Origin of the sequence: Prevotella sp. PTAC (assembly GCF_013166535.1) — a bacterium.
Taxonomy (GTDB): Bacteria; Bacteroidota; Bacteroidia; order Bacteroidales; family Bacteroidaceae; genus Prevotella.
Genome location: NZ_JABKKK010000013.1, coordinates 21,202 through 33,507, shown reverse-complemented (window position 1 = coordinate 33,507; position 12,306 = coordinate 21,202). Strand labels below are relative to the sequence as shown.

Genomic DNA, 12,306 nt, shown 5'->3' with positions numbered 1-12,306 from the left:
GTTATTACAATTTAAATACAACGGGGACGCGAACCATTGTCCGGCATGGTTTGCCGTCCTGTATGCCGGCTTTCCACCGTGGCATCATCCTTATCACGCGCAGTGCCTCACGGTCGAGTGCCGGGTCGGCATGAGCCACAATCCTAATATCGGTGGCAACGCCATCGACAGTGACGATAAACTGCACTATGACCTTTCCTTCCTTATTGCGCCGCTTTGCGTCGGAAGGATATTTAAGATTGCGGGTGAGCCACTTCATCATCTCAACCGGACCGCCTGGAAACTGCGGCAACTCGCGCACCACACGGAAATGCTCCGGATTATCGCCGGCAACGGGAGAAAGCGGCGGAACGGCAAGAGCCGCATCATCGTCGGCCGGCATGAAAGGCAGCATGCCGTCGGCATTGCCTGAAGGAGCGGCTGTCTCTCTGTCGGACATGGCGGCATGTTCGTCGGTCACGGCATCGTCTTCGACCCGAAGCCTGTCGGCCGCCGGGTCCTGCTTTACAGGAGCAAAGGCTATCATGTCTTCCTCTACACGTACAGGACTGAGTTCGAGATCGGCGGCAAGATCGTCGAGAGCCGTATCACCGGCATCAGACGAGGTATCGCTCACAATGTATTCAAAAGCCGCGAAAAGAAGAGATAAAGCGAATATCAGCCCGAGTAGGAACCCCGTAAGCCGCTTGTTCTCCAAATCTGCCGAGACGCTCTTCTTTATCTCCATTCGTATTTATAATATAAAGAGTTATTTTTCGTTATATTGTCAGTGATAAAACGAATTACTGATGCAAAATTAACGCAGATATTTCAAAAAGGCGTAACTTTGCCGACAAATTACCATAAAATAGATGAAAAAAGTGCTTTTTGCCATAATCGCCCTGCTTTTTCCCGTGCTGACAATGGCACAGGAAAGCCGGACCGATTATAATTTCCTGCGGTTGCCCATGAGCGCACACGCTGCCGCACTCGGAGGCGACAACATAACGATAATAGAAGACGACCCAACACTTATATTCCACAATCCGTCGCTGATAACAGGCGTAAGCGACAAGTCGCTCAACCTGGACTACATGACATACATGGAGGGCGTGAGGCTGGCAGGAGCATCGTTCGTAAAGGCGGTGAACGACAAGGCGACATGGGGAGTGTCTGCACAATACATGGACTACGGAAGCATGAAAGAAACGACACCCGACAACGTGCAGACAGGTACATTCTCGGCAAAAGACATAATGATAGGCGGCTCGTTCGCATACACCCTGACCGACAAACTGGCGGGAGGAATAACGGCAAAGGTGATAACATCGACCATAGCAGGATACAACTCGATAGCGATGGGCGTGGATCTGGGACTGAACTACTACATCGAAGACCGGGGACTGTCCGTATCGGCCGTGGCGAGAAACCTCGGCGGACAGGTCAAAGCTTTCAACGATGATTTCGAGAGCATCCCGCTCGACATACAACTTGGAGTGAGCAAGCAGCTCGGCAACGCCCCGCTGCGCATATCCGGCACATTGACAAGACTCAACAGCCGGGAAGGGCGGCTCATCAATCACTTAGTGCTTGGAGCGGACATCATGCTGTCAGACAACATCTACATTGCCGGAGGATATAATTTCAGGCGCGCCGACGAGATGAAAATCACCGACAGCGAGGGCGAAAGCAGTCACGGGGCTGGACTGTCGCTCGGAGCCGGACTGCAACTCGAACGGTTCAAGCTGAACGTTGCCTACGCTAAATACCACGTATCGTCCACATCACTGACCTTCAACGTGACGTATTCACTATAAGAAAAATCATCCATCATAAGCAACAAATTCATTCACTACAAGAAACATATTTACTCACTATTAAGAAACAAGTTTTTTTCACTACAATGACAACAACGGAACACATGAAAAAGATTACCATAGCGATAGACGGTTTCTCGTCGTGCGGCAAGAGCACGATGGCAAAAGACCTTGCGAAAGAGGTTGGTTACGTATATGTGGACACGGGGGCGATGTATCGCTGTGTCACCCTTTACGCACTGACAAACGGAATGTTTGATGCCGACGGCAACATAGACAAGGCCGGACTGGAAAGCAGGATGCCGGATATCGACATATCTTTCAGGCTCAACGAGAATACGCGCCTGCCCGAAACATACCTGAACGGAAAGAACGTGGAGCGTGACATACGCACGATGGAAGTGTCGGACCGTGTCAGTCCGGTGGCGGCGCTGCCGTTCGTGCGCTCGGCTCTCGTGGCCATGCAACAGCAAATGGGCAAGGACAAAGGCGTGGTAATGGACGGGCGAGACATCGGTACGACGGTGTTTCCCGATGCCGAACTGAAAGTTTACGTCACGGCGAGTGCCGAAGTAAGGGCCAAACGCCGCTATGACGAACTGAAAGCAAAAGGCATGGACGCCGACTTGGACAGCATACTGCGCAATGTGCAGGAACGTGACTACATCGACTCACACCGCGATGTGTCGCCGCTGCGCAAGGCAGACGATGCCATCGAACTGGACAACAGCCACATGACGCTCGACGAACAGAAACAATGGCTGCTCGAAAAATTCAACGAGGCGGCACGCAAAGCCTGACAATACAGTGCCGAAATAAAAACAAGGCGGATGCCAGACGTACTGAAACGAACGGCATCCGCCTTATTATATATACGGATTTTACATAACAACAATATCATTCTTCCGCCGCAAAGAAGTGCTCACGAGCAAGTTTCAGCATACCGGAGAACACGGGAAGGGTTATCCGACGGCTTCTCATTTCAAGCAGTCTGGCATCCGGCACACCCGGTAACAAATTGTTCTTATCCCTGAAACTCATCATCAGATATGCCTGTTCGAAAAGAGCGTCGGTGCCGGCGGGCTTATGCCGGAAAGCCCTTATTGCCCCCATAACCTTATTTTCAGCACACAAGATGCGTTCCTCCTTAGTTTCACACCGGTCATTTTCACACGCCAAACTGCCGTAACGGCTCAGCGACGAGGCCATCAGTTCGCGCATGAAAGGCTTATATGACGGTACGACGAGGAATGTGTTGTCGCACGCTTTCACTCGCGAAATGACATCATAACCCGAATGCCTGATGATATATGGCAACGTGTCGGAAAGAGTCCGTACTTTCGGTCCGCCGCCCAGAAAAGGCTTTATCATCCTGTTTGCCACCCGGTTGGCTTCATCGACCGCATCCCTTGCGCATCCTACATTATACTCCGTGCGCAGCATCTGCGTCTCTACATCGCCAAGCCTGTATTTTGACGAAAGATAAAGGGCGAGGGAGTCCAATATGTCCATCCGCCTTTCAGCAGTTTCTTTGCCTGCGCACTTCCCTGCCTTAGCGGCATCCGTCGTTCCGGTATATAGCCACGCGACCATAGGGCAGTTGTTGAGCAATTTGCCGAAATCCGTCTTCCCGCTCTTATACTCTATCCGCCTGTCACCGCCGGCATAGTCGTATATGTCCATGTGGAGATTGTCTCCCGGATAGAGCACCACGGGTATTGCCTGAGGCGCATAGTGAGTGGCGGAAGTGAACGGCTTATCCAAAAACTCGGGTGACTTCGGTTTTAAGGCATACAGGGATGTCCATGACGGTCCCAGCACCGGTATTTTGGCACTGAAACATCCCGTACTGTCGACAATAATCGTATAACCGAACTTCATATTGGTTGCCACGCTGTCTATACAATCATGATATTCCGCCACTTCCAGCCGGAAACCGCCAACGGAATAATTGCCGGTATCGTGAAAACGGCCGGAGACAATCATCGAGTCGGCCATGAAAACATCATCGGGGAATACCTTGGCAACAGCAGGTGACGCACAGCCCTGTTTCGTTCGCTTACCGCCAAGCAACGGCAGCCCGCCCTCACGGATACCGTAATAGTATCTTCCGGCATTCACAAATATCTCCGCTATCATGTCGAAACGCTCCGTGCCGTCGGGCAACGGCAGAAAAGACACGCTGAATTTCAAGCCTTTCTTTCCCGGGCATACATCCTTGCCGGCCTCTACATTCTTGCATCCCGTCATCTTATAGCGCCTGCCCGACTCGTCGACAAGATAGCTGCATGACGGAATACTGAAACTAAACGCACTGTCACCCACGGCATGGAAATAGAGCGTGGTGGCCTTGTCCGTCGTCTTTACGCGCATAATGGTGACCCCATCCGACGGCAACGCCAGATAATCGGGTTTGTCGATGTTTGCCGTCCGCCCGCTTCGGGCAAGGACCGGCACTGCCAGAAGCAGCAGGGCAAGGAACTCTCTCATAGTTGTATTTTTAATTATTAACAGGAACATCAACAATAGTTATATCAAAGGAATACATTCCACTATATGCGGTATGTGGTTTTTTATTATTAAGTGTATCAACAGGAACCGCATTCACACAATAACTTACTTCATTATGACTGCCAACCATACCACTATTTCCAACAAAGTTTAAATTATAACCATTTATACTTGAAGGATTTACACTTCCCTCTAATTTATATTTAACTGGAAAGAAAGCAGGTCCCCCACCCCAATAAGCGGATAAGTTAACCTCCACCATCTGATTATCAAACATAAAAGTTTCTCTACCAATAGCACTACCCGGCAATATCTCCCGCCTATATTCAGTATACTCAGGATTACCTCGGGTCAAATTTCTTTTTGCCAAAGAAAAGACTTCTTTTTCACCCCAATCTTCTTCCATATCATCTTGTTCACAAGAAGTAAAAATACAAATTGCTCCTATTAAACAAGGAACAAATAAAAAATAAAAGAATTGTTTCATTTTTACTATATTTAATTATTACTAATAAAAGATTTGTTTCCCATCTTTGTATTCAAAAATTCTCTCATCAACACCTCTTGAATGATTCTTTAATTCAAGCAAAGCATTTTTCGGTACTTCATATACAATTGAATCTGATTCGGCCTTACATATTCCCGCTGACTTCCATTTACTCTCATGTAAAAAGAATAATTCATAAACATCATTCTTTCTTATAAAATTGTCACGATTACGAGGAGTAAAAACTATTTTACCAACTCTCTTGGGCTCACCAAGATCCAGACCTACCCACCCACCATTTGGGGCATCATAATGATATGATGTATAAGGATTTCCATCAAATACGTTATAATAAGAATGTGTTCCTAATGCACCCTCTTGGGGACCGATTATTGTTCCTGAAAGCACAGTAGCTTCATCTGATGAGTAAAAAGTTATTTCTGATATATCGCAATAACCATTAGTTGGTCCAACATATCTCAAATATCTATAAGATTTATCTACATTTATACTACACATATTAAGTAAACGGACAGGCTTTTCTCGGATTACAAAAAGAGTATCTGCATTACTAAAATCAGAATTATTACTTCCCTCAAAAACACCATTTACCATTCTATTTATAAATGGTTCTATAAAAAGATTAAATTTATGCAAAATGGTTATTTTATTCTTTTCCTTCATTGGAGAAAAATATCTAACCACATTTCTTTTACGCTCCAATAAAAAAGGATCTGTAACTAAATTTATATGATTTTCTTTATAAGTTGCAAGAGCATACACAACACCACCTTCTGCATTTCTTATATTAACAGAGTCATTCTTTATATGTCCATATCCAACAGGATACCACCCTAACCTGCTTGAAAGGCAAAGGTAAATCAACTCTCCTTCCGAATAATGAGACAAAAATTTAGAACAAGGAATATGTATTCCCCAATTAAATTTTCCTGCATAATGAGAAGTTACATCAACCATTAATGGATAAGAAAAAGTTGGATGGACTTTTTCCTGTGGTATACCAAAATCTTTTGCCATTTCTTCATTTAAAGAAAAAGTTATACGCCAAACTTTACCTTTTGGATTCCAGTAAGTATCAGGAGATTCTAATACTTTTTTAGCGTAAAGAGGAGAAAAGAACCATTCTTTTTTATCTCCATCTATTGTCGCATTCCAATAATGAGCAACATTATTATCCCCCCTTATTAACATCATTTCAATAGTACACGGAAGACCAAGAGCACGAAAAACATACACTGTCATAACTGTTAAATCCAAACAACTTCCCACACGCCATTTTACAATTTCCGGTCCAGGATATACATCAGTTGAAATATCCTCAGTAAATCGAATTGGTTTACTAACTAAATAATCAAGTACTTTTTGAGCAGCATATTTTATACTACGAGCTTTCGGATCTTTTTTCAAACTTTCAAATAAATGCTTATACTGATAAAAAACCTTTTCACGCCAATATGTAACACTTTCGTTCCCTATTCTATAAGGCAACACATACTCACAAAAAGTATCAAAACTTATTGAATCTTTCCATGGACATTCTTCCCATATTTTAAAAGCAAAATCTATATTCCTTTGTATTATTCTATAATCAATTTTAACATCACTTTTTGTTACTAAATTTTTCGTATTCCAAATACCATATATCTGTTTTACTGAATCTTTCGCCTGTTTCGGAGTTATATCTTTATTAGAACTATATATTTCATATGTCTTATGAACTGCATCAACCTCTTTACCTTCTAAACCACCATGAAAAGCAATATTATCTATTAAGAATAATGCAGCAGCCTTTTTCATTGAGTCATTACTATACCCATTAACTAAGACCTTTAATCCTGGATTCATCCTCATTATTACATCACGGCTAGGACGAATACCTGCCGCAGCATATTGAAAACAACTTAAAACGGCCAAGAACAAAAGCAATCTATTTGTCTTAAAAAAATCAATCATTATTATTTCTTTCTATAAATATTTGGCAAATATACTTTTTTTTACAAAAAACATGTTACAAATACGTTTCATTATTTTATATATCTGTAAAACAAGCAATTAATTAAGACTGATTACCAATCTTTTTATTCTAGTTATATCATATGTCATTACTTTTATTGGTTTATATTTAATAACTAATGCAACAGAATCTACATGAGTAGTGTCATTTAAATTTCTATATGCCAACAACATTCCTTCAAGAGGTGCGAATCTCACTGGACACATATTTGCGGCCTTATTATAATGCTTTAAAGCTTGTCTTGGAATATCATGATGCAAACAAATATCACCTGCTAGCAATTCCATATTGTAACTACTCATTATAGTTGAACACTCATTAATTTTTTCAAGTGCTTCATTAAATTTTGCTGTTACAAACAATTCATAAGAATAATTATAAAGAAAACTACTACGACGATAATACATACCTAAATTATATGGAAAAACCATTGATAACGAATCTAGTTTTTTATAATAATACAATGATTTATAATGACTACGAACCATTGATTTATAATTACCTAAACTCATTAATACATCAACTGGAAGAAATACAATATAAATCAAGAATAACAATATAGTAATAGGAAGTAACACGCATTTTTTTATTTTATAAAAAAACATCTTGGAACTTGGAAATAAAATAAATATACTAGAAAACGACAAAAACAATATCAATAAGCAAGGTAAAGGCTGATTGAGTGGATAAGATAAAAGACAGAATAAAAACAATGTGCTCTGAATACTTTTAATAATAAATGAATGTCTAAAAGCCCAAATAGGCATTATCAATAACAATATCAATATTATTGGTCCTATTATACCAAAGTCAAGCCACAATAATAAGAATTCATTTAGTGGATGTAAAACTTCATCCGCAAGCATCGCCTCATGCCCAGTATTACATAAAGAAAAATATTCCTCTTGCCTTGACATATATTTATATTGGAAACCATTCATACCATATCCACATAATGGCCTCTCTTTTATCAAATCCCAAGTCAATTCAAGTATAAAAAACCTACCAAGTGTTGAATTTGTCTTTTGAAAAGAAATTATGCTACCCACTAAAATTATCAAAATAAATAAAATCAGTAGCATATATTTCTTTTTCAATTGGAATATATGTCCAATAAACATTAATACAATTATTGTCAATGAAACAAAGCCTGTACGAGATTTTGACAATACAATAAGTACTATTGCTAAAAAGAATATAAAAGATAAAAAGAACAATTTACGGCGTTCTCCCTTATATTTAGTATAATAAAAAAAACAACTTTCACTATCAGCAAATGACAATGACAATAATAAACATATTGCTACCGCAAGTCCACCTGGATTACCAAAAGTTCCACACACGCCTATTTCTAGAACTGATTTTCCATAATATAGTAATTGTCCTAACACCCAAATCGTTTCAAATACTATACCAAAACAGGCTGCTATTGAAACACCTTGTTTGAATAGTTTTAAACTAATATTTGCTTTTATCCCAAAATATAAAAAATAAAAACAGATAACACTTAAACTAATATACCACTTAGGTAACAAATATTCTTCCCAACAGAAAAATAATGGTGGAAACAAACAACTCAAAAATAAAATAACCAAAAATACTATCATAGTATATGTATCACATTATAATGTGACAAAAATACATAATAATAAATACATACAGACAATCATTTGTTGCAAATGATTGTCTGTATGTATTTTACAAAAGATAACTATATCTACTATCTATTTATAACATACACCGCCCCGCCACGGGGCAAGGCGGACAATGACAATGAAGACGAGGATGAGACCTTTCTGCGTGATATTCGCCACGGAGCACCGGTGCTGCCACTATCCTCAAAAGACACAAGTTCATAATCGCCAACACCCAAAAAGCCGAAATTGAATGATATCTCTTGCGAGACATCAAGGCCGTTAAGGACACCTACCCACCAGTTGTCGCCCTTTCGACGGGCCATCACCACCGACTTGCCGGGATAGCCGCTGATAAGTTTTGTGTCGTCCCATGCCGTGGGCAGGGAAGAGAAGAAATTGCGGACATCCTCCGGTTGCGCGAGCAGACTCTCCGGCCTGTCGGCCAGATGCTGCAATGCCGACTCAAAAACGACGGTCAGGGCCAACTCGTGGGCGTGAGTGGTGATATGCGGATGTTGCGAATCGGAAAAAGCGCACGGTGTATAGTCCATAGAGCCGACGACGTTGCGGGTAAAAGGCAATGTGGTATTATGCACACCGGCACGGTCGGTGAGAACAGGGCGGTTGTTATACCACTCGGCACCATACACTCCCTCGACCGACATAAGATTGGGATAAGTGCGCTGCCAGCCCCGCGGAATGGTGGCTCCGTGGAAGTTTACCATCAGATTATGGCGTGCGGCCGATTCGAGCAGATCCATACAATACTCCATGGTGGGCTGTGTGTCGCCGTCGAAGAAATCGATCTTGACACCGGCGATGCCTTTCTTTTCAAGCCACGCGAACTCGCGCTCGCGGTCTTCGGGCTTGTTAAGCCTGTAGAAAGGACCTGGAGCGCCGTTGTTCACCCATGCCGTAGACGAGTTATACCAAATCATCAGCTTCACGCCTTTTGACGCGGCATAGTCTATAGCGTCGTCGATATTTCCGCCATTGGACATCTCGTCCCACTCGGCGTCTATCAAAGCGTACGGCAGTCGCAAGGCACAAGCCAGATCTATATATTGCTTTACAAGCATGAAGTCCCTCGAACCATGATTATGCGCCCAATAAATCCACGATACGACACCGGGCTTTATCCACCCGTTATCTGTTCCATTTTCCGCAGGACGGGAGACATCCGTGACAAGAGTGGACTCCACCACATCATCGAGATGCCCCATAATGATTACTCGCCACGGTGACACCCAATCTCCGGTCACGGCACGGTCGTTTCTGGCAAGGGTCACCTTATAATCAGTCGGCACGGCACGATTTGTCAACGACGAGGCCGCATGACAACGCCCGATACCGGCCTCGGTTATCAACGCCCAGCATTCGGGAGCAAACCGCAGTAAAGCAGGGTAAGCGGAATTGGCGGCACTCTCCCTGCCAGATGTGGTCTTAGGAAAGAAGTTCTCGTATGAAGGGTCGAAACGCTGTATGTATCGTTCCACGCCCTCTGGTATGCGGTATGTCGTAAACTCATCGTAGACAACGCTGCCGGCCAGCCCGTCTATCTCATACCGGAACGCGATACCGTCGTCATACAGCCTCAGAGCCAATCTGCCATGGCCGTCGGTACCGTAAGAACAGGCATATATGTACTCTATACCCTCGTTGACACATTCTGAACGCTTACCGGTCTGCATGGTATAGCACTCATGGAGCGGCCTTGAAGACTTCATGCCGGCAACCCGCCACCGGCCGCTTTCGGAATTACCGTCGACCGCCACACCAAGAGACGGTATCGTGAATGCACGGCAGACCGATTTACCGTCGATGTATTTCACCGCCAACGACGTGTCGCCCTGCACCTCGACCACAATTCTCCCATTGGGCGAGACGACACCGGCAGATGCCTTATTGCAGACAAAAGACGCTGTACAAAAAAACAGAACGCTTAACAACGCTTCGTGACAGTAGTTTCGCAGACATTGGAAACCGTACGCCTTAAAATATCGGAAAGTACTAATTGACGTTTTAATGCCTGACATTGACAAGATAACCATAATAATATTCTTTGTTTAAACACTCATATCGGAAAACAAGCCTACCGACGCTTTAACTCCGGTTTACTCCGTGTACCGCAGGTTAATCCTGCGATACACGAAATACTAATGATACGGGACTACCGTATTTACTGTTTCGACGTGGCATACAGACCGATGCACGCTCCAATGAAACCGGTGGAACGGCTGGTACTCAGATTGACTGCATCCACACCACGGGCGATAAGCTGCCACTCTTTACCTTGCTCGGCATAGTAGAAATCATAGTAGCGGCCACGGCCTTCTATCTTCAACTTCACCGGAGCATTGCCGATAATGAATGCCGACCCGACAACGACACGGTCTTTCTCGGCACGGGTGAGCACGACGGCAGGACGGCCGCCAAGCAATGTCTTGCCGAAAGTGAAGTTGTATTCCTCGTTCTGCAATAATGTAAATCCGGCAAAATCCTTATCCGAGCCTGGAGTGAAATCAACCTGAGTCTCGGCAGAGAAAACAGTATGTTGCTGACGACAGAACACTGCCGAAGGCGATTTGCGCTCGGTGATGCTCACCGGTTTGGGATTTATCACAAGGCCGTTGTCGAGACGGAAGAACTCCGACGGGTTGCGCAGGAACATCCAACGGATATCAAGCGTCTGCGAGTCAAAACGATCCGTATATCCGAAATTACCCGTGGTAAGTGTCTTATCTGCCGTCGGGATGATGTCCGCTTTATCGTTTACAGTGGGGATGGCTGTGTTCTTCTCCAATATCACAGGCCACCCGTCTTTCCATGTGACAGGCAACAGATATGTATCGCGCCCCGTATTGTAGAAATCGCCCTCATAAGGACGGCATCCGAGGAATACAGCCCACCAGTCGCCTTTCTTCGTCTGGACGATGTCCGCATGGCCTGCGCTCGTCACTATATCCTGACGATTGGGGTCAAGACCTGTACGCTGGGTGAGTATCGGGTTCCCGCCGAACTCCTCCCAAGGTCCCATCGGATTCTTGGCACGCAGAATAACCTCGCTATGCCACTCGCAAGTACCGCCCTCGGCACACATGAGATAGTAATACTTGCCGACACGGAAGAGGTGGGGACCCTCTATCCAGATAGGATTTTTATCTACATGTGTTCCGCCTCGGAGTATTTCTTTCTGCTCGCCGACAACCTTATCGTTCTTTACATCAAACTCATGGATGAATATCGAACGCTGTCCTTCATAGTCATGGCCGCCGACAGGCTCGTCATTATTCACGATATAGCCTTTGCCGTCTTTGTCGAAGAAGAAAGACGGGTCTATACCTCCTACCTCTTTGAGATAAATCGGCTCGCTCCACCCCTTTGCAGGGTCTTGGGTCTTTACGAAGAAATTGCCCCGGCCTACATTCGTCGTTATCATGTAGAACGTCTTGTTCTTCGGATTATAAGTGATGGCTGGCGCGAAAATTCCGCCTGAAACTTTCTGGTTGTCGAGCGGCAACTGGCTCTCACGGTCAAGAACATGACCGAGCTGCTTCCAGTTTACAAGGTCCTTGCTCGTAAAAATAGGTACACCGGGGAAAAACGAGAACGAAGAGTTGACAAGATAATATGTATCTCCCACCCTGCACATCGACGGATCGGGATAGAAACCGGCCAAAACGGGGTTCAAATACTGACTTGACGGGTCATACTTCTTATCGAAACGCGCATCGTTTCCGTCATACTTGAAATACTTGAATGTGGCGGTCTGAGCCTGTGAGCCCATCGATGCGAGAAGCATTGCCGCCGATAAAAGCAATTTTTTCATAATAATGCTGT

Annotated in this window: 9 protein-coding genes; 2 read left to right on the top strand and 7 right to left on the bottom strand. The window is 44.2% G+C overall.

Annotation, left to right across the window (positions count from 1 at the left end; all coding sequences use genetic code 11):
* Positions 1-4: 4 nt before the first annotated feature.
* On the bottom strand, positions 5-727 hold the full coding sequence (locus tag HPS53_RS10755; protein ID WP_172206176.1) for an energy transducer TonB: 723 nt from the start codon (positions 725-727) through the stop codon (positions 5-7).
* 124 nt (positions 728-851) lie between these two features.
* Between HPS53_RS10755 and porQ the strand changes: the two genes are divergently transcribed.
* Together porQ and cmk are read left to right on the top strand one after the other, a co-directional pair.
* Positions 852-1,796 (top strand): type IX secretion system protein PorQ, encoded by a 945-nt coding sequence (porQ, locus tag HPS53_RS10750; protein WP_104370181.1) that lies wholly within the window; start codon positions 852-854, stop codon positions 1,794-1,796.
* Positions 1,797-1,900: 104 nt separating this feature from the next.
* Complete coding sequence (gene cmk, locus HPS53_RS10745) at positions 1,901-2,596, top strand: (d)CMP kinase (RefSeq protein ID WP_104370201.1); 696 nt, start codon at positions 1,901-1,903, stop codon at positions 2,594-2,596.
* 97 nt (positions 2,597-2,693) lie between these two features.
* Here cmk and HPS53_RS10740 read toward each other — a convergent pair whose 3' ends face one another.
* The 6 genes from HPS53_RS10740 to HPS53_RS10715 all read right to left on the bottom strand — a co-directional run bounded on the left by HPS53_RS10740 (position 2,694) and on the right by HPS53_RS10715 (position 12,295).
* Entirely contained in the window at positions 2,694-4,286 is a 1,593-nt protein-coding gene (locus HPS53_RS10740; RefSeq protein ID WP_172206174.1) for a hypothetical protein, read from the bottom strand.
* A gap of 10 nt (positions 4,287-4,296) precedes the next feature.
* Positions 4,297-4,794 carry a hypothetical protein gene (locus HPS53_RS10735; protein WP_172206172.1) on the bottom strand — a complete coding sequence of 166 codons (498 nt, stop codon included), beginning with the start codon at positions 4,792-4,794 and terminating at the stop codon, positions 4,297-4,299.
* A 21-nt stretch (positions 4,795-4,815) separates the two neighbouring features.
* Positions 4,816-6,768 carry a transglutaminase domain-containing protein gene (locus HPS53_RS10730; RefSeq protein WP_172206170.1) on the bottom strand — a complete coding sequence of 651 codons (1,953 nt, stop codon included), beginning with the start codon at positions 6,766-6,768 and terminating at the stop codon, positions 4,816-4,818.
* Positions 6,769-6,867: 99 nt separating this feature from the next.
* On the bottom strand, positions 6,868-8,436 hold the full coding sequence (locus HPS53_RS10725; RefSeq protein WP_172206168.1) for an O-antigen ligase: 1,569 nt from the start codon (positions 8,434-8,436) through the stop codon (positions 6,868-6,870).
* Positions 8,437-8,549: 113 nt separating this feature from the next.
* The gene (locus HPS53_RS10720; RefSeq protein ID WP_172206228.1) at positions 8,550-10,502 is read right to left on the bottom strand and encodes a glycoside hydrolase family 97 protein; all 1,953 of its coding nucleotides are present in this window, start codon (positions 10,500-10,502) and stop codon (positions 8,550-8,552) included.
* Between the two features lie 143 nt (positions 10,503-10,645).
* Positions 10,646-12,295 (bottom strand): glycoside hydrolase family 43 protein, encoded by a 1,650-nt coding sequence (locus HPS53_RS10715; protein ID WP_172206166.1) that lies wholly within the window; start codon positions 12,293-12,295, stop codon positions 10,646-10,648.
* Positions 12,296-12,306: the final 11 nt, after the last annotated feature.

Bases quoted from the DNA above. Each gene is read 5' to 3' on its own strand.
- HPS53_RS10755 (WP_172206176.1), bottom strand. From the start codon at position 727: ATGGAGATAAAGAAGAGCGTCTCGGCAGATTTGGAGAACAAGCGGCTT.
- porQ (WP_104370181.1), top strand. From the start codon at position 852: ATGAAAAAAGTGCTTTTTGCCATAATCGCCCTGCTTTTTCCCGTGCTG.
- cmk (WP_104370201.1), top strand. From the start codon at position 1,901: ATGAAAAAGATTACCATAGCGATAGACGGTTTCTCGTCGTGCGGCAAG.
- HPS53_RS10740 (WP_172206174.1), bottom strand. From the start codon at position 4,286: ATGAGAGAGTTCCTTGCCCTGCTGCTTCTGGCAGTGCCGGTCCTTGCC.
- HPS53_RS10735 (WP_172206172.1), bottom strand. From the start codon at position 4,794: ATGAAACAATTCTTTTATTTTTTATTTGTTCCTTGTTTAATAGGAGCA.
- HPS53_RS10730 (WP_172206170.1), bottom strand. From the start codon at position 6,768: ATGATTGATTTTTTTAAGACAAATAGATTGCTTTTGTTCTTGGCCGTT.
- HPS53_RS10725 (WP_172206168.1), bottom strand. From the start codon at position 8,436: ATGATAGTATTTTTGGTTATTTTATTTTTGAGTTGTTTGTTTCCACCA.
- HPS53_RS10720 (WP_172206228.1), bottom strand. From the start codon at position 10,502: ATGTCAGGCATTAAAACGTCAATTAGTACTTTCCGATATTTTAAGGCG.
- HPS53_RS10715 (WP_172206166.1), bottom strand. From the start codon at position 12,295: ATGAAAAAATTGCTTTTATCGGCGGCAATGCTTCTCGCATCGATGGGC.